Below are 17872 nucleotides of genomic sequence, written 5' to 3' on the forward strand. Positions count from 1 at the left end.
GCACCAGGCCGGGCTCGCCTTGTAGTTTAGCCAGCGAATTGTGGCTTGCCAATGAAACATTCACCGAAGCGTGAGTGCTATTGTCCCGGTTTGGGGGTACGCTGCTGGCTCAGTTCGCGGCATGGCCTGTTATTCTTCCCTGTCTTCGCGTCTGGCCTGATCGTGATCATGTTTGGAAACGGCACGTTTGCGCCCTCCAGCGAGCGCAAAATGCGGCCGCCAAAGGGAGACGACCATGGCGACTCCAATTCAAGGCACCTCATATCAAGGCAATGTCACATCTCTGACGCAGAGCGGACAGGAAACCGCGAAAGCGCCAGTGATCCGAACCATCGGCCTTTCCGATTTGCACCGGGCCTTGCAGCTCGGCTGGGAGGATTTCAAGGCCGTTCCAAGTCACGCCATTGTCCTGTGCGTGATCTATCCCGTGCTCGGATTGGTGCTGGCGCGCACGGTGCTCGGTTACTCGGTGTTGCCGCTGTTGTTTCCGCTGGCCGCAGGCTTCGCCCTGCTCGGCCCCTTCGCTGCACTGGGCCTGTATGAGATGAGCCGCCGTCGTGAGACTGGCGCACAGGCGTCTGCGTGGGATGCGCTCCAGGTGCTGCGCTCGCCCTCGTTCGGCGCCATGCTCGGGCTCGGCGTCCTCCTGCTGGCATTGTTTGTGACCTGGGTAGCCACCGCGCAGGCGATCTACATCGCGGCGTTCGGTTATGAAGGCGCGACCGGCATGCGGGATTTCGCGACGCGCGTGCTGACGACGCCGCAAGGCTGGTGGCTGATCGTGGTCGGCTGTGGCGTCGGCTTCCTGTTCGCCATCGTTGCGCTCTGCATCAGCGTCGTATCGTTCCCGTTGATGCTCGATCGTCACGCCGGCGCCGGCGACGCGATGGTGACGTCCCTGCGCGCGGTCGCACGAAATCCCGTGCCGATGGCGGTCTGGGGTTTGACCGTGGCGGTGCTGCTGGTTGCAGGAACGCTGCCGTTCTTCCTTGGCCTTGCCGTCGTCATTCCACTGCTTGGCCACGCCACCTGGCATCTCTACCGGGAAACCATTGAACCGGAACTCAATCCTCAGCCGCTTCCGCCCCGCGCGCCGCGCGAGCGCAAGCCCGCGGCGGACTTCCCGGCCAATCTGTTTCCCTGGCGGCGCAAAGGAAGGCGCATAGGCCTTACAGCGGGTAGCGAGATCTCAAACCGCCGGTCGGTTGTCGACCGGCGGTTTGGCGTCCATTCATGCAAGCATCGCGCAAGACCAACCTAGGCCGCCCCACGGCCTCGGCCTTCGGGTTCAGAATTGCCTATGAATTGAGCGCCTGTGCCAATGACACGTTTGTGTCAGCGCCGGCGAAATGGCGGCCTTGTTTTGGCCGCTGTTACTCCGAACATTCGGTGTGGTTTCGAGACTAATGTCGATCATGAATCGACTTTGGAGCGAACGACACTATGACCTCTCGCGTTTCTGTTCGGACTTTGGCGCTGGCTGCACTCCTCCTGACTTCGGCAAGCCCATCGATTGCAGCATCCTGTGGCACCGGCACGTTTGAGGGCTGGCTCGAAGACTTCAAGAAGGAAGCCGCGGCGAAAGGAATTTCGCCGGCGGCCATTCAAACCGGACTGACCGGTGTGGCGCTCGACAAGGCCGTCATTACGCGGGACCATTCGCAGAAGGTTTTCAGCCAGAGCTTTGAGGAATTTTCCGGCCGCATGGTCCCGCCCCGGCTCGCGCGCGGCGCCAACATGCTCAAGCAATATGGATCGGTGCTCGGGCGCATCGAACAGGCCTATGGCGTGCCCGGCGAAGTGCTGGTGGCAATCTGGGGCCTGGAGACCGATTACGGCGTCAACACCGGAAAATTCCCGACGCTGCGCTCGCTGGCGACGCTGGCCTATGATTGCCGTCGCACCGACTTGTTCAAGGCCGAGTTGATGGACGCGCTCCGCATCGTCGAGCGCGGCGATATCTCACCACAGGATATGCGCGGCGCCTGGGCCGGTGAAATCGGCCAGACCCAGTTCATGCCGTCGTCCTACATCAAGTATGCGGTCGATTTCGACGGCAATGGCCGCCGCGATCTGCTGCGCAGTGCGCCCGATGTGCTGGCCTCGACGGCGAACTACCTCAAGAGCTATGGCTGGCAGCGCGGCAAGGACTGGGAGCCCGGCAGCGCGAATTTTGCCGTGATCCAGCAGTGGAATAAGAGCGAGGTCTATTCCAAGACCATCGGCTATTTCGCGACGCAGCTTGCGCGCGCGCCCTGAAGGATCGGGAAATCGGAGGGCCAGGCACCGAGGCAACAGGCCCTCCGCCGGATACGTCTACTTCGCCGTACCTATGTGCATCGCCTTGCTCAGATGCGCGCCGCATACGCCCATCTTGCCGCTCAGCATGGCGTCCTGAGCCAGGGCGATTTCCTTCTGCGCGACAATCTTGCCCTCGCCGTCCGCCATCGCTTCGATGGCGGTCTCGGTCTTTTCGAGGTTGGGACCGCTGCAGCCGGCGTTCACCTTGGCGGCGTTTGCGGGAGCGATGGCGTAGGCAATGGCAGCCATTGCGGCTGCTGCGATTAATTTATTGAGCATGTTGTTTTCCGTTTTCTGTTTTTGACAGCACCAGCGTCATTGCCGGAATCTGCGCGATGATTGTTTTCCGGTTGCAGAAAATTTCGGAATAACGTTCGCGCGAGGTGCTGAGCGCAGCATGCAAGGCGCTTATGCGAAACGACGCTTTTTCATTACGGCTGCGTAATTCATTACAGCCGCGTAACGACGCGGCGCAGCATGCGCGTTGATCGATCCAGCGCTGCAGTGAGCGTTCGTTCTCGCCACGGTGCGTGCAACACCGGTGACGATGACCAACGCATCTTGGCGCGGTGTCGCATTCACATCGCGATCGGTTGTTCGCACCGTCTTCGTCTAGCGCCAGGAGAGCTGTCGTCACCCGCGATCGGCGCAAAGTTCGCCAGCCGAAGCACGACACCGGCGGCGACCCTGCCTTGGGCCGTCGCGGTACGCTTGGTGCGGTCCGCAGGCAAGATAGTGATTTTTAATTCATTTCTATGCTGCGGAGTGCATGCGAATCACGCATGCAGAAATTCTTTACGCAGAGAGACGGGCTCGACGAGTTTCAAGTCCGTTTGCGGCGATTTCAGACCACGGAATCAAGCAGTGATGGTTGCGTCGTGATTGCGTCAACGCCGCGATCTTACAGGATAATTCGTATCAATTGACTGGCCAGACACCCCTTCGGCCACTTGATGAGGCAGCCCTGCCGAAAGGTTAATCGGATCTTACCTTAGCCATGCGCTTTTGGATTAGCTGCACCGCAACATCGGAACTTCTGCACTGCAAAATACCAGCTATATTCATTTCAACGATGAGGCTTCCCTCCAAGAGCTGAATCGTAATTTCAAGGAGACTACCATGTTACTCTCGCTCATCCGCATGATCCAGGCGTTCCGGGACTATCAGCGCAATGTCAGCGAACTGTCCCAGCTTAGCGATCGCGAACTGGCCGATATTGGCCTTGATCGTTCGGACATTCCGCGCGTTGCAGCCGGGACCTACAACGGCTGATCCTTTGTCAGCCGCCTGACGAACGGATAACGCCCGCCTCGCTGCGGGCGTTGTCGTATCTGAGTCTGGATTCCTGTTTTGAAAACGCCATTGCCGCAGGTGCACTTGGCGAGAAAACGCGCTAACCCTGCGCGCATGACCGCAGCCAAGAATCCAACTAACACCGTCCATGTGATCGGCGGTGGCCTCGCCGGCTCGGAAGCCGCATGGCAGATCGCCAATGCCGGCATCCCCGTGGTCCTGCACGAGATGCGCCCGGTGCGAATGACCGAGGCCCACCAGACCGAAGGGCTTGCCGAGCTCGTCTGCTCCAATTCATTCCGCTCCGACGATGCCGCCAACAATGCGGTGGGCCTGCTGCACGCCGAAATGCGGCGGCTGGGCTCGCTGATCATGCGATCAGCGGACGCCAACCAGGTGCCCGCCGGCGGCGCGCTGGCGGTTGATCGCGACGGATTTTCGGCCGCCGTCACCCGTGCCCTGCACGATCATCCCCTGATCGAGATCGACCGCACGGAAATCGCCGGACTGCCGCCGGCCGACTGGGGCAATGTGATCGTCGCGACCGGCCCCCTCACCTCGGCGCCGCTGGCGGACGCGATTCGCGAGCTCACCGACGAGAACGCGCTGGCGTTCTTCGACGCCATCGCGCCGATCGTGCACAAGGATTCCATCGACATGTCGGTGGCCTGGTTCCAGTCGCGCTACGACAAGGTCGGGCCCGGCGGCACCGGCGCCGATTACATCAACTGCCCGATGACCAAGGAGCAGTACGACGCGTTCGTCGCTGATCTGTTGGCCGGCGAGAAGGTCGACTTCAAGGACTGGGAGACCAACACCCCCTATTTCGACGGCTGCCTGCCGGTCGAAGTGATGGCCGAACGCGGCCACGAGACGCTGCGCCACGGGCCGATGAAGCCGGTCGGCCTCACCAATCCGCATAACCCGACGGTGAAGGCCTACGCCATCGTGCAGCTGCGCCAGGACAACAAGCTCGGCACGCTCTACAACATCGTCGGCTTCCAGACCAAGCTGAAGCACGGCGCGCAGCAGCGCGTTTTCCGCACCATTCCCGGGCTCGAGGGGGCCGAATTCGCCCGCCTCGGCGGGCTGCATCGCAACACCTTCCTGAACTCGCCAAAACTTCTGGACGGCCAATTGCGGCTGCGCGCGCAGCCGCGGCTGCGTTTCGCAGGCCAGATGACCGGCTGCGAAGGCTATGTGGAATCCGCCAGCATCGGCCTGATCGCCGGGCTCTATGCCGCGGCGGATGCGCGCGCGCAGTCGCTGGCGCCGCCGCCGGCAACGACAGCGCTGGGATCCCTGCTTGGCCACATCACCGGCGGTCACATCGAGACGGTCGACGCAGGTCCGCGTTCGTTCCAGCCGATGAACATCAATTTCGGCCTGTTCCCGCCGCTTGCCAGTCCGCCGACCAAGAAGCCGGACGGCACACGGCTGCGCGGCAACGAGAAGACGGTCGCCAAGAAGCAGGCGATGAGCGCGCGGGCGCTGGCCGATCTCGACCGCTGGATCGCCGATCACCTGCGCGTCGCAGCGGCGGCGTAGGATCATGGCTTTGCCAAAGGATGACGCCGCGATTCTGTCGGCGCGATGGACCGAAGGCGTGCTGCTGAAGCGCGACGTGTTTTCGACCGTCGAGCGCGGGCGCTTCAAAAGCGACGCCGGCGAGGTCGATGCGGTGTTGCGCCGGCTCGATCAGGTGCCGGTATGGTCTTATCTCCTCGCCCGACATTTGTTCGCCCGCGAGCGCCGCGCGCTGGCGCTGGCGCGCGACCTGAATGTCGGCCCGAAGCTGCTGTGGGCCGGCCGGCAGGCACTGGTGCGCGGCTTCATCGATGGCGTCGCGCTGCAGATGGCCAAGCCCCACGGCGACCTCGGCTATTTCCGCTCGGCCAAGCTGGCGCTTCGAAAGCTGCATCGCGCCGGCATCTGCCATAACGATCTCGCCAAGGAGCAGAACTGGCTGCGCGGCAGCGACGGGCAGGCCTATCTCACCGATTTCCAGCTGGCCGCCTGCTTCAAGAGCCGCAGCCGGCTGTTTCGCATCGCGGCCTACGAGGATCTGCGGCACCTCTTGAAACACAAGCGCAGCTACGCGCCTGCAGCGCTGACGCCGATGGAACGCAAGATCCTGGCGCGCAAATCCGTCGTCGCCAGCGTCTGGCTGATGACCGGCAAGAAGGTCTATCAGGCCATCACCCGCGGCCTGTTCAATTTCACCGATCGGGAGGGCGGCGGCCGTCGCCTGGTCAATGACGCGCCCGTGCTGATCGAGATGATCCGGAAGAACCCCGACGTGCGCGACACGGCTATCGTCGCCTTTGCTGACCGCCGCACCGGCGTCGGGCTCTATGCGTTCGTCGAGGCCGATCAAGTCTCGCTCGAAAAGCAGCTGCGCAGCGAGCTTTCGTCCGCCAAGGGCGTCAAACCGCCGGAGCATATCCAGGTCGTGCACGCGCTGCCGCGCGACAGCGCCGGCAAGCCTCGCACCGAGATCCTGCAGCTTGTCGCGATGAACCAGCTGGACCTGATCGAGCCGATGATGAAGAACGACACCGACCGCGCTTTCCTGAAGGACATTCTGGAGAGCCGCAAGAATTTGCGGGACCGGTTCAATTTTGAAGCGGCCGATATGGACTCGCCGTCGGGCGCATCTACGCGAGCAAATTCCTAGCCGCCGAACTCCGGCGAGCGCGACGCGCGCCACAGCGTCCACAGCGTCCGCAATCGCGACGTGGTCTTAGGCACGAACGGATCGGAATCGGCCCGCGACATCCGCTTCAGGTCGCGGCGGACCAGCGCCAGCGGCAGGAATACCGGCCTCACCTCCGTCGGCACGCCGGCGAGCAGTTCGAAGGCGGTTTCCAGATGCTCCCGCGCCTCGCCGATCAGCTGGTCGATCGCCGCACGCGCCTGCGGCGTCTGTTTGCCAGTAAACACCTCTTCCACGCCACTGCCGTGTTGCTGCAGCAATTGCAGCGGCAGGAACAGCTGGCGCCGCGCCGCATCCCACGGCAACTTCTCGATCACCTGCACCAGGCCCTGGGCGAAACCGGCGTGGCGCGCGAGGTGATCGACCGCTTCCGAAGGCCGCGCCGCGATACGCCCGGCCAGCGAAAACAGCGCCGACGAGGTGTCGTTGATGTAGCCTTCGAGTGCTGCCATCGACGGCATCGGGTCGTTGTAGAGATCGAACTGGTGTTCGTCGATCAGGCGGGACAGCGGGTCGACCGGCAGGCGGTTGTCGCGGATCACCTGCAGCAGTTCGGCCGCGACCGGGTTGCCTTCGATGCCGCCATGGCCCGCGCCGGCCAGCATGTCGGTCCACCATTGCAGCCGCATCTCGCCGGGCAGCGGCTGGCTGACCTGCTCGCGCACCCGTGAAATCTCCGCGTTAAAAGCGTAGATCGCGAGCAGCGCGCGGCGCTGGGCCGCCGGCATGAACAACGTCGACGCGTAGCGGACGAAATCATGGGTGCGCACCAGGTCGGCGCAGAAGCCGGCGGAATCCTTAGGTGCCTCGCTTGCGCTCATGGCACCGCGATCAGCGCGGCGGCAACGCGCCGGCGCTCACCCATCATGATGTTGTAGGTGCGGATCGCCGGCCCGGTCTGCATCGAGTCCAGCACCACCCGCACAGCACGCAACGCCTCGCGCAAATGTTTGGGCGGAATCCAGACGTCGGTGCCGGTGCCGACGACCAGGGTGTCGATCGCATTGGCCGATTTGAAGACGCGCGCCAGCGAGTACTCATCGATTTCGCTGGGCTTTGTAACATCCCAGGCCCAGATGCCGTCCGGCAGGCACAAAAGCGAGCCGCGATGCGACATGTCGGCGAACGCAAAACCGCCCTTGCCGTAGGCCTCGATCGGCGCCGACCTCGGAAAATGCGGTACGTCCGACGAACCAGTGTTTTGATTAGGCATGATCACGTCCGAAAACCGGCTCCCACTTTTCGGGATCATGCCGGCCTACTTCTTTGCAGGCTTCTCCGGCGCGTCGCGGTGCTCGCCGACGCCGAGATAGATCAGGATCGGCGCCGCGATGAAGATCGAGGTGTAGGTGCCGACCAGCACGACGCCGAACATCATGACCGCCGTGAAGCTGTGGATCGCGTGCCCGCCGAACAACAGCAGCGCCAGCAAGGCCAGCGTCACCGTGACGTGGGTGATGATCGAGCGCGACAGCGTCGAATTGATGGATTCATTGAGCAGTTGCGGCATCGGCATCTTCTTGTAACGCCGCAGCATTTCCCGGATCCGGTCATAGATCACGACCGTGTCGTTCAGGGAGTAGCCGAGAATCGTCAAGAGCGCCGCGATACTGGTGAGGTCGAAATCGACCTGGGTGAGCGACATGAAGCCGATCGTCAGCACGATGTCGTGGACGTTGGCGATCATGGCGCCGAGCGCGAACTGCCATTCGAACCGGAACCAGAGATAGATCAGGATCGCGAAGATCGCGAGCATCAGGCCGAGCATGCCGTAAGCCAGCAATTCGCCGGAAACGCGAGGTCCAACCACTTCGACGCGGCGATACTCCACGCTGTCGCCGAGGGCGGTGCGGACTTTCGTCACCGCATCCTGCTGCGCCTTGTCGCCGCCGGGCTGCTCGGCAACCCGGATCAGGACGTCGGCCGGACCACCAAACTGCTGAAGCTGCACCTCGCCGAGGCCGAGATTGCTCAAGGTCGCACGCATCGTGGCGATGTCGGCGGAGCCCGACTTGGACTGCACCTCCAGCAACGTTCCGCCCTTGAAGTCGATGCCGAAATTCAGGCCGTGGGTGAAGAACAGGATGATCGCCACGATCGAAAGCGCCGCCGAGATCGGAAAGCTGATACGGCGAAAGCGCGTGAAATCGAAATGCGTATCGTCGGGGACGATCCGCAGCGGCGGCAGCAGATCGAATATGGCGACCACGGTAAGCACGGCAATCAGAATGCCCAGCCCGATGAGGACGTATTGTGTCAAAGCTGGCTCCGCATTCTCCGCGCGAACATGATCCAGCTACGCTGGATCATGTTCGTCGCTCTATTTTCGTTTGGAAGCATGATCTGTTCCGAAAACCGGTGTCCACTTTTCGGGATCATGCTTCAGATTGGCACGGTCTTCGGCCGCTTCCATCGTACCCAGCCGGCGACGATCAGGCTGGTCAGGGTAAACGCGGTGAACACGGTGGTGATGATGCCGATGCCGAGTGTCACGGCGAAGCCGCGCACCGGCCCGGTGCCGATATAGAACAGCACCGCGGCGGCGATGAAGGTCGTGATGTTGGAGTCGAGAATGGTCGACAGCGCGCGCCTGAAGCCGGCGTCGATCGCCGAAATCGCGGTGCGGCCGCCGCGCAACTCTTCGCGGATGCGCTCGTAGATCAGCACGTTGGAGTCGACAGCGATACCGACCGTGAGCACGATGCCGGCGATGCCCGGCAACGTCAGCGTGGCGTTCAGCAGCGACAAGATGCCGAAGATCATGGCGACGTTGATGGCGACCGCAATATTGGCGAACACCCCAAACAGCCGGTACGTCACCAGCATGAACACGATGACCAGGATCGACCCGACATAGGCCGCAAGCTCGCCCTTCTCGATCGAATCCTGACCGAGGCCCGGACCGACGGTGCGTTCCTCGATGATGGTCAGCGGCGCAGGCAGCGCGCCGGCGCGGAGCAGAATCGCCAAGTCGTTGGCGGCCTGCACCGTAAAGTTACCGGATATCTGTCCGGAGCCGCCAGTGATCGGTTCCTGGATGACCGGCGCCGAGATCACCTTGCCGTCCAGCACGATCGCGAACGGTTCCTTGACGTGTTCTGTTGTCGCCGCCGCGAACTTCCGTGATCCGGAGCTGTTGAACTTGAATGAAACGATCGGCTGGTTGGTGCGCTGGTCGAAGCCCGGCTGGGCGTCGATCAGGTCACCGCCCGAGACGAGCACCTGCTTCTTGATCACATAGGGCTGCGGATACTGCGGGTCGGCGCTGGGCAGCAACTCCGAGTCCGGCGGTACGCTCCCCCGTTGTGCCTGGTCCGGCGGCACCGTCAGATCGACCATCCGGAATTCCATCTTGGCGGTCTTGCCAAGAATGTCCTTCAGTCGGGTCGGATCTTGCAGGCCCGGCACCTGCACCAGGATGCGGTCGATGCCCTGACGCTGGATCAAGGGTTCGACCGTTCCAAGTTCGTTGACGCGGCGCTCGACGATCTGGATCGATTGTTCGACCGACTGGCGGATGCGCTCCGTGACCGCGGCCGGAGGGACTGTCAGCCGGATCACCCCACCGCCACCGTCAGCGACCTCGAGGCCACGCTGGCCGCTCGACCCTAATAGGCCGCCAAGCGGTTGCGACAGTTCGCGCAGTTTGGTCAGCGCGGTCGGCACATCGGTGTCTTTGGTGATGCGCACTTCGACGACATCGGCACGGGCACTGAGGCCGGTATACTGGATCTTGGCCTCACGCAGCACACGGCGGACGTCGTCGCGCACCTGGTCGAGCTTTTCCTTCTTGACGTAATTGGAGTCGACTTCCAGCAGCAGCGACGAGCCACCCTGCAAGTCGAGGCCGAGCACGATGTGGCGCTGCGCCCATTTCGGCCAGGTCTTTACCTTGGCCTCGGGGAAGAAATTCGGAACGGCGCACAGGCACACCACCAAGGCGGTCAGAATGATCGCCAGCGCCTTCCACCGCGTGAAATACAACATCGAGTTGACCCGTCAGATCAGGAGTATGCAGAGCGCAAATCAGCTCGCGGACGTCTCGTCCTTGGCGGTTTCGGCCTTTTCCTTGGCCGGCTCCCCCTTGGCGCGAACGCCGGAGATCATCTGCCGCATCTGGCGCACGCGAACGCCGTCGGAAATCTCGAACTCGATCTGGTCGTCGTCGACAACCTTGGTCACCTTGCCGACCAGGCCGCCGGAGGTCACGACGGTGTCGCCGCGCCGGATGTTTTTCACCAGTTCGGCATGGTCCCTGATCTTCTTCTGCTGCGGGCGCAGAATCAGGAAGTACATGATGACGAAGATCAGCGCGAACGGCAGCAGCGACATCAACATGCTGTTGGCATCGCCACCGGCTGCAGCCTGGGCGTACGCAGGGGTAATCAGCATTCGAACAATCCTCGTGAGACGGGAAACGACCGGCGACGCAAGCGTCTGGCCGGTCCGGGCAAATTCGCGCGGACTATAGCGGCGGCCGTCCCAATTGCAACGCTGCCAGCCCCCTCATTTAGGCCGCTTGCGGGAGCTTCCAAGGCCCGTTATGGCTGCGCGGTCAGGAACAGGGAAAATGTCGAAAAAGCCCAAGAAAACAGCGGCTCGCGCCACCTTCAAAGCAGCCCCGCGGAGGACTGCGAAATCCGCGACAAAACGTCCGGCAGCCCCCTCCAAAGACGCCACCGCCGAGCGCATCGCGGACGCGCTGGAGGCCATCGCGAACCACCTTTCCGCGGCCTCCCCGGCGACCTCGGGGCCTGAGTCGTTCGGGGCTGCGGACGCCTTCGTCTGGCACCCGGACGGGCGGCTGGCGCCGGTGCCGCGCGTCAGCCGGGTCGACCTCGGGTTGCTCAAGGGGATCGACCGGATGCGCGACATCCTGATCGAGAATACCGAGCGGTTTGCCGACGGCCTGCCGGCCAACAACGCGCTGCTGTGGGGCGCGCGCGGCATGGGCAAGTCGTCGCTGGTCAAGGCCGCGCATGCCGACATCAACCTCAAGCGCAAGCCGGCCGAAAAACTCAAGCTGATCGAGATCCATCGCGAGGATATCGAGAGCCTGCCGGGCCTGATGGACCGGGTGCGCAGCTCTTCATTCCGCTTCATCGTGTTTTGCGACGACCTCTCCTTCGACGGCAACGACGCCTCCTACAAATCGCTGAAGGCGGTCCTCGAAGGCGGCATCGAGGGACGCCCGGACAATGTGATCCTCTACGCCACCTCGAACCGCCGGCATCTTCTGGCGCGCGAAATGATCGAGAACGAACGCTCGACCGCGATCAATCCCGGTGAAGCGGTCGAGGAAAAGGTCTCGCTGTCGGACCGCTTTGGTCTGTGGCTCGGCTTCCACCGCTGCAGCCAGGACGAATATCTGGCGATGGTCCGCGGCTATTGCGGCCATTACGGCATCAAGCTTGCCGATGAGGAACTGGAGCGCGAAGCACTGGAATGGTCGACGACACGCGGCTCACGCTCGGGGCGCGTCGCCTGGCAGTTCACGCAGGAGCTGGCGGGACGGCTGGGTGTGCGGCTGACGGAGAAATAGTTCGTTACGCGCAAACAGCACACGACTGTCGTCCTCCGCGAAAGCGGGGGACCCAGTACGCCGCAGCCTCTCGGCTCAATCACGCGTCTCTGGAATACTGGATCACCCGCTCCAGTGCGCAATTGCGCACAAGGCGGGCGACGACAGTTCTGGATGTGGACGCTCTTGAGCGCCTCACGCCCCGTTCAGGAATTGAAGCGGGTCAACCGGTGAAGATCCTTTGCGGATCTCGAAGTGGAGTTGCGGCGACCCCACCTCACCCGATTGGCCCGACTTGGCAATGATCTGGCCGCGCTTGATCGTGTCGCCGCGCTTCACCATCAGCTCACTCGCATGGGCATATGCGGTGACGTAACCGTTGGAGTGCCGAACCAGAATGAGATTGCCGTAACCCTTCAATTCATTGCCCGAGTAGGCGACGACGCCGTCTTCGGCAGCCTTCACCGGGGTACCTTCCGGCACCGCCAGATTGATGCCGTCATTGGCCTTGCCGTTGGTCTTGGCGCCGTAGGTCGTGATGACCTTGCCGCGTACCGGCCAGCGGAAGGTCGGCAGCGCGCCAGTGGCTTCGCTGGACTTGACCGCCGGCGCTTCGGCCGCCGGTTTTTCCTCGACATTGACGGTCGACTGCGCCAGGCGCGCGCTTTGCGGCTGTGCGGCGGGTGTCAACGGCTTGGCGGCAGGCGCTGCGACCGCTGCGACTTGCTGCACCGGTGCAACCGGCTGCGCCGCAGGTGCGGCGGCGGTCTTGGCGCCGGGCACGGTCAGCTTCATGCCGAGGCTGAGCTTGGCCGATGTGTCGAGGTTGTTGGCCTTGGCGAGATCCGCCACCGGAAGGTTGTTGCGGCGTGCAATGCTCATCAACGTATCGCCGCGATTGACGACGTGTACGCTCGACGGCCCTGCCACGGCCGCGACCGGCTTGCTGACCGGCGGCGCTACCGCCGGCGCGGGCGCGGCGGCGACGGCCTGGCGCGGGATGATCAGTTGCTGGCCGGGCGATAGCGCGCGCGGTCCCTTGTAACCATTGGCCTGCAGGATCGCGGCCGGCGAAACGTTGTAGCGCTTGGCCAGGATGTCGAGCGTGTCGCTGGTACCGACGATGATCGTGGTGCCGCCATGTGCGGGCGCAGCGGCAACCGAGCGCGGCGCAACGGTGGCGGTGGTCTCAAGCTTGGGTTGACCCGGCGGGGTATAGGACGAAAGCCCGCGGCCTCCTCCCGACACGCCGTTGCCTGCGGCCTGATAGGACCGCGGCGCCGTGACCACGGGCGGCGGTGGCGGCAAGGCCGACGACTGGTATTGCGACTGATACTGCGGAGCCTGGGCTTGCGGCCGCGCATATTGCGGCAGTTCGCGACGCTCGACCTGGGGCGCCGGCGCCTGCTGCACCGTACCGGTCGCGTCCGGCTGATAGTTGAACGGGTTTGATAAAGTGTTTTGGGACAAGCGCGTCTGCATATCGGCGCTGCAGCCGGCAAAGCCAACCGACATCAGCGTCAGCACCGCAATCTGCGGCATGCGACGCGAGCGAAGTAACTCGGCGACACGGGACATGGTTACTCACTTGTACGCAACAAAATACTCTTTTGAGTAAACACGTCCCGAGTAAATAACCGCTTAACCCTTCAAATAAGATGTTGGCGGAAACCGCCAATCCCGTGCTTCTACAGTTCGCGGGCAATTCCCGGCAGTGCCGGCACGAAGCGCACGTCGACCAGCGCCTTGCGATCGAACCCTGCGTCAGTCCTCGTGACGCGCACCAGCGTCTGGACGCCCTGATGCGGCCCCACCGGCGCGAGCAGGATGCCGCCCGGCTCCAGCCGCGCCAGCAGCTGTTCGGGAATTTGCTCCATTGCCGCGGTCACGATGATGCGGTCGAAATCCCCCGCACCAGCAGGGATATCGAAACCGTCGCCAAGCAGGACCTCGATATTGTCGTAGCCCAGCTTTTCCAGCCGGGCGCGCGCGCTGTCGGCCAGCGTCCGGTACCGCTCCATGGTCAGGACATGCTTGCAAAGCCGGGACAGGACCGCGGCCTGGTAACCGGAGCCGGTGCCGATCTCGAGCACCTTGTGTTGCTTCTGCAGCTGCAATTGCTCGGTCATGTAGGCGACCACGAAGGGCTGGCTGATGGTTTGCCCGCAGGCGATGCCGAGCGCGCTGTCGCGATAGGCATGGCCGCGATCGGCAGCGGTCACGAACGTCTCGCGCGGCACCTCTTCCATGGTGCGCAGGATGGTCTGGTCGCTGATCCCCCGCCGCCGCAGGGTCAGCTGGAACATCATCTTTTCGGGCGGTTCTTGCGACATTAGCGACTCAAAGGTCACGGCTGGCCATTCATCTAGTGCTTCGGCAGAGATTGGATGCAATAGCCACCAGAGCTTTAAGGAAGAATTTCCTCAAAAATGGGTTCCGATCGCGGAACCAGGGTCCGGAAGCAGCGTTAGAGCCCGGAAAATCGGACTCTTGACGGGTGGGCCGCAGGCCTTGGCCTATCCCATCTTGTCGTTGCGCCGACTGGTGTTATTTGCGAACCTTGAGCTCGGGAAGGGCAAGGATTCCATCATGATGGCGACGCGGCCGCAGGGCTGTTCAGTGTTTCTCGTCGAAGACGAAGTCATGATCCGGATGATGGTGGCCGACATGCTCGAAGAGCTCGGCTACAGCGTCGCCGCCGAGGCCGGCGAAATCGGCGAAGCCGTCAAGCTCGCCCAATCGACCGACTTCGATCTCGCCATCCTCGACGTCAACGTCAACGGCAAGGTGATCACGCCGGTGGCCGAACTGATCAAGGCGCGCAACCGCCCGTTCATTTTCGCGACTGGCTACGGTTCCTCCGGCCTGCCCGAGGAATATCGCGACCGCCCGGCCCTGCAAAAACCGTTTCAGCTGGAAACGCTGGCGCAGATGATCAACAGCGCGCTGAAGAGCGCTGCGGCTTAGCCGCTCTATCCACACACCCTGCCGGTCACCATCCGCGAAAGCGGATGATCCAGTACTCCAGAGACCGTCGATTGAACCGCGCTGCCGCGGCGTACTGGATACCCGCCTTCGCGGGTATGACGCTTCGTCTCACTTCAACGTCGTCGTCAGTGCTTCCGAAAATGCTTCATCGGTGCGGTCGAGCCGCAGCGGCGTCACTGAGACGTAGCGCGCGGCCAATGCGGCGAGATCGGTGCCTTCGGCCGGCGTGTCCAGCACCGCGGCGCGTTCGAAGCCGATCCAGAAATAGGGGTTGCCGCGGCCGTCGTGACGCTCGTCGACTTTCAGGAAACCGAGATTGCGCTTGCCCTGCCGCGTGACGCGGATGCCCTTGACCTGGTCGGGGGTGCAGGCCGGAAAGTTGACGTTGATCACGGTGTTCTTGGGCACGCCGGCGTCGATCACCTTGCGCACGATATCCGGTCCGAATTTCACCGCCGTGTCCCACAGCGGCGCGTGGCGCGTGTCGATGGAAAATTCTTGGCTCAGCGCAAATGACGGAATGCCCAGAATGGTGCCTTCCAGCGCGCCCGCAATGGTGCCGGAATAGACCACTTCCTCGGCGACGTTGCGGCCCTTGTTGACGCCCGACAGCACGAGATCAGGCAGCTTCTCGCCGAGGATGTGGCGCGCGCCCATGATCACGCAATCGGTCGGCGTGCCGCGCACTGCAAAGTGTCGGGGGCCAACTTCGCGCAGCCGCAGCGGATCGTTCAGCGACAGCGAATGCGAGACGCCGGATTGATCGAGTTCGGGCGCCACGATCCAGACGTCGTCCGACAGCGCGCGGGCGATCTCCTCGACGACCTTCAGACCGGGAGCGTGAATGCCGTCGTCATTGGTGCAGAGAATGCGCATCCGTCAAAATGCCTTCTGGTTCGAGTCGAGGCCGGTTTCCGGGCGCCGTATTATCCGGCTATCGCCGCCGAGGCAAACCGCCAAAATACCGTCACTCTTTCATTCGGACCCGCCAGGGACGAATGAACTTGCCATAACCCAGAAACTGCATCTGAAATTTTCCCAGCGCCGATTTTGCCGGCTCGATCATTTCAGCCTCTTGCGACAGCGGTTCTGCAGGCGTCGTGATTTGCGCAGGCGCCGGCGCTTTTCTAACCGGCTTGATCGATGTGATAACCGGAGCCGCTACGATGGGCGGAGCCGAAGCAACTGATGTCAACGGTGGAACGGGCTGAGCCTCCGGAACTGCCGCCAATGCGGCCGGCTGCGCTGGGGTGGCCGCCGCCGGCGGCGACGTCACGCTGCCCGGAGGAAACCGCTTTCGCGCCACCTCGAGCCCCTTGTCGAAATCCGCGACGTTGAGCCATTCCTTGGCGCGCGTGGTTTCGATCAGCGCCTCGTCCCACAATTGCGGGACCTCGATATCAAAGAAGCCCTTCAGCTTCTGGTCGATCAACTGCATCCCGAGGCCGGTGACAGCCCATTGCCGGCCGATCCAATGGATGTCGCGATGCAGGGCCATTTTCGACTTTGCTATTTGTCGTGCTCGATCACTTTGAGGCCGCCCATATAAGGTTGCAGCACGTCGGGCACCGCAATCGATCCATCCTGTTGCTGATAGGTTTCCATGACCGCAATCAGCGCGCGGCCGACCGCAGTGCCGGAACCGTTCAGCGTATGCACGAAACGCGGCTTGCCGTCGGGCCCGCGATAGCGCGCATCCATGCGCCGCGCCTGGAAATCGCCGCACACCGAACAGCTGGAGATTTCGCGATAAGCACCGCCGTCGCCCTGCCCCGGCATCCACACTTCGATGTCGTAGGTTTTTTGCGCGGAGAAACCCATGTCGCCCGCGCACAGCGTCATGACACGATAATGCAGGTCGAGGCGGCGCAATACTTCCTCAGCACAGGAGAGCATGCGTTCGTGTTCGTCGCGGCTGTTCTCCGGCGTGGTGATCGAGACCAGTTCGACCTTGGTAAACTGATGCTGGCGGATCATGCCTCGGGTATCACGGCCGGCGGCACCTGCCTCCGCACGGAAACACGGCGTCAGCGCCGTGAGACGCATCGGCAATTCCTTGTCGTCGACAATGGATTCGCGGACGAGATTGGTCAGCGAGACTTCGGCGGTCGGGATGAGCCAACGACGATCAGGGTTGGACCTATACCTAAATCCCAGAACCTTGTGCTCAGCGTCGCGGGCAGCCTGAATTCCATGTTTCTCGGCATAATCCAAAACAACTTTTCGATCTTGCTCGAAATTTATGTAAGCATGTCTTATCTGGTCGTCCTCAGTCTCAACCCGAAATTGATCGTTACTAAACTTCGGCAGCTGAGCAGTACCGAGCATTGCCTCATCACGTACAATAAGGGGCGGATTGACCTCGGTGTAGCCGTGCTCGTTGGTATGGAGATCGAGCATGAACTGCCCGATCGCGCGCTCCAGCCGCGCGAGACCTTTCTTCAAGACCACAAAACGGGCGCCGGACAATTTCGCCGCCGCCTCAAAATCCATATAGCCGAGCGCGCCGCCGAGATCGTCATGCGGCTTCGGCGCAAAGCCATAGTGGCGCGCCTTGCCGAACACCTGACGCTGCACATTGCCGTGCTCGTCCGAACCATCCGGCACCTCGGCGAGAGGCAAGTTCGGTATTTCCTCAAGTGCCCGTTTCAACTCTTCTTCGTATAATCGAACCTTAGCTTCAGCCTCAGGAAGCTTCGCCTTTAACTCATTGACTTCGGTCATGAGGCCGCTCGCGCGCACGTCGTCTTTGTTCTTTTTGGCTTCGCCTATTTCCTTCGATGCTACATTGCGGCGCGCCAACATTCTCTCAGCAACAAGAATGGCGTCCCGCCGATTTGAGTCCAGCCCAATTATTGCAACGGTCAAGGCCGAGGGATCGCCGCCACGCCGCGCCAATGCCTCCATGAAGAGATCGGGGTTGTCGCGTATCCATTTGATATCGTGCATGGCCAAATTCCTGCGTCATGGCCGGGCTTGTCCCGGCCATCCACGTCTTCATTGCACGGTCTGTAAAAGACGTGGATGCCCGGGACAAGCCCGGGCATGACGAA

19 protein-coding genes are annotated in these 17872 nt (G+C 62.5%); 7 read left to right on the top strand and 12 right to left on the bottom strand.

What is annotated here, in order from left to right; all coding sequences use genetic code 11:
* Nucleotides 1-235: 235 nt before the first annotated feature.
* Nucleotides 236-1261 carry a DUF2189 domain-containing protein gene (locus tag JQ611_RS11985; RefSeq protein ID WP_212465530.1) on the top strand — a complete coding sequence of 342 codons (1026 nt, stop codon included), beginning with the start codon at nt 236-238 and terminating at the stop codon, nt 1259-1261.
* Between the two features lie 182 nt (nt 1262-1443).
* Nucleotides 1444-2259, top strand: coding sequence for a lytic transglycosylase domain-containing protein (locus JQ611_RS11990; RefSeq protein WP_212465531.1), 816 nt, complete (start codon nt 1444-1446; stop codon nt 2257-2259).
* A gap of 57 nt (nt 2260-2316) precedes the next feature.
* Here JQ611_RS11990 and JQ611_RS11995 read toward each other — a convergent pair whose 3' ends face one another.
* The gene (locus JQ611_RS11995) at nt 2317-2580 is read right to left on the bottom strand and encodes a hypothetical protein (protein ID WP_192739849.1); all 264 of its coding nucleotides are present in this window, start codon (nt 2578-2580) and stop codon (nt 2317-2319) included.
* Nucleotides 2570-2938, bottom strand: a complete 369-nt coding sequence (locus JQ611_RS12000) for a hypothetical protein (protein WP_212465532.1) — start codon at nt 2936-2938, stop codon at nt 2570-2572. The genes JQ611_RS11995 and JQ611_RS12000 overlap by 11 nt, the downstream gene beginning before the upstream one ends.
* A 482-nt stretch (nt 2939-3420) precedes the next feature.
* Here JQ611_RS12000 and JQ611_RS12005 point away from each other — a divergent pair, with 482 nt between their 5' ends.
* The 3 genes from JQ611_RS12005 to JQ611_RS12015 all read left to right on the top strand — a co-directional run bounded on the left by JQ611_RS12005 (nt 3421) and on the right by JQ611_RS12015 (nt 6271).
* Nucleotides 3421-3573, top strand: a complete 153-nt coding sequence (locus JQ611_RS12005) for a DUF1127 domain-containing protein (RefSeq protein ID WP_016846063.1) — start codon at nt 3421-3423, stop codon at nt 3571-3573.
* A 135-nt stretch (nt 3574-3708) separates the two neighbouring features.
* Complete coding sequence (trmFO, locus tag JQ611_RS12010; RefSeq protein WP_212465533.1) at nt 3709-5142, top strand: methylenetetrahydrofolate--tRNA-(uracil(54)-C(5))-methyltransferase (FADH(2)-oxidizing) TrmFO; 1434 nt, start codon at nt 3709-3711, stop codon at nt 5140-5142.
* Between the two features lie 4 nt (nt 5143-5146).
* Nucleotides 5147-6271 carry a serine/threonine protein kinase gene (locus JQ611_RS12015; protein ID WP_212269946.1) on the top strand — a complete coding sequence of 375 codons (1125 nt, stop codon included), beginning with the start codon at nt 5147-5149 and terminating at the stop codon, nt 6269-6271.
* On the opposite strand, the gene JQ611_RS12020 is transcribed toward JQ611_RS12015, so the two are convergent.
* The 5 genes from JQ611_RS12020 to yajC all read right to left on the bottom strand — a co-directional run bounded on the left by JQ611_RS12020 (nt 6268) and on the right by yajC (nt 10702).
* Nucleotides 6268-7131: a phytoene/squalene synthase family protein gene (locus tag JQ611_RS12020; RefSeq protein WP_212269945.1), complete on the bottom strand. Its 864-nt coding sequence runs from the start codon at nt 7129-7131 to the stop codon at nt 6268-6270. The genes JQ611_RS12015 and JQ611_RS12020 overlap by 4 nt on opposite strands.
* Nucleotides 7128-7523, bottom strand: coding sequence for an Mth938-like domain-containing protein (locus JQ611_RS12025; RefSeq protein WP_212269944.1), 396 nt, complete (start codon nt 7521-7523; stop codon nt 7128-7130). Before JQ611_RS12025 ends, JQ611_RS12020 begins: the two co-directional genes overlap by 4 nt.
* A gap of 45 nt (nt 7524-7568) precedes the next feature.
* Complete coding sequence (secF, locus tag JQ611_RS12030; protein ID WP_212269943.1) at nt 7569-8570, bottom strand: protein translocase subunit SecF; 1002 nt, start codon at nt 8568-8570, stop codon at nt 7569-7571.
* Between the two features lie 122 nt (nt 8571-8692).
* Nucleotides 8693-10297, bottom strand: a complete 1605-nt coding sequence (gene secD / locus JQ611_RS12035) for a protein translocase subunit SecD (RefSeq protein WP_212392112.1) — start codon at nt 10295-10297, stop codon at nt 8693-8695.
* 39 nt (nt 10298-10336) lie between these two features.
* Nucleotides 10337-10702, bottom strand: coding sequence for a preprotein translocase subunit YajC (yajC, locus tag JQ611_RS12040; RefSeq protein ID WP_192739505.1), 366 nt, complete (start codon nt 10700-10702; stop codon nt 10337-10339).
* A gap of 178 nt (nt 10703-10880) precedes the next feature.
* On the opposite strand from yajC, the gene JQ611_RS12045 reads away from it, so the two are divergent.
* On the top strand, nt 10881-11852 hold the full coding sequence (locus JQ611_RS12045; protein ID WP_212392113.1) for an ATP-binding protein: 972 nt from the start codon (nt 10881-10883) through the stop codon (nt 11850-11852).
* A gap of 174 nt (nt 11853-12026) precedes the next feature.
* Here the strand turns inward: JQ611_RS12045 and JQ611_RS12050 are convergent, their stop codons facing one another.
* Nucleotides 12027-13409: a peptidoglycan DD-metalloendopeptidase family protein gene (locus JQ611_RS12050; protein WP_212392114.1), complete on the bottom strand. Its 1383-nt coding sequence runs from the start codon at nt 13407-13409 to the stop codon at nt 12027-12029.
* A gap of 110 nt (nt 13410-13519) precedes the next feature.
* Nucleotides 13520-14164 (bottom strand): protein-L-isoaspartate(D-aspartate) O-methyltransferase, encoded by a 645-nt coding sequence (locus tag JQ611_RS12055; RefSeq protein ID WP_409363352.1) that lies wholly within the window; start codon nt 14162-14164, stop codon nt 13520-13522.
* 256 nt (nt 14165-14420) lie between these two features.
* Here JQ611_RS12055 and JQ611_RS12060 point away from each other — a divergent pair, with 256 nt between their 5' ends.
* A complete protein-coding gene (locus tag JQ611_RS12060; RefSeq protein ID WP_212269939.1) occupies nt 14421-14798 on the top strand; it encodes a response regulator in 378 nt (125 codons plus the stop codon).
* Between the two features lie 129 nt (nt 14799-14927).
* Here the strand turns inward: JQ611_RS12060 and surE are convergent, their stop codons facing one another.
* From surE to serS, 3 genes are all read right to left on the bottom strand, one after another.
* Nucleotides 14928-15695 carry a 5'/3'-nucleotidase SurE gene (surE, locus tag JQ611_RS12065; protein ID WP_212465534.1) on the bottom strand — a complete coding sequence of 256 codons (768 nt, stop codon included), beginning with the start codon at nt 15693-15695 and terminating at the stop codon, nt 14928-14930.
* A gap of 91 nt (nt 15696-15786) precedes the next feature.
* Nucleotides 15787-16317, bottom strand: a complete 531-nt coding sequence (locus tag JQ611_RS12070; protein WP_212465535.1) for a hypothetical protein — start codon at nt 16315-16317, stop codon at nt 15787-15789.
* Between the two features lie 11 nt (nt 16318-16328).
* Entirely contained in the window at nt 16329-17768 is a 1440-nt protein-coding gene (gene serS / locus JQ611_RS12075) for a serine--tRNA ligase (RefSeq protein ID WP_212465536.1), read from the bottom strand.
* Between the last annotated feature and the right edge of the window lie 104 nt (nt 17769-17872).

This window comes from Bradyrhizobium sp. AUGA SZCCT0182 (assembly GCF_018130185.1).
GTDB lineage: Bacteria > Pseudomonadota > Alphaproteobacteria > Rhizobiales > Xanthobacteraceae > Bradyrhizobium.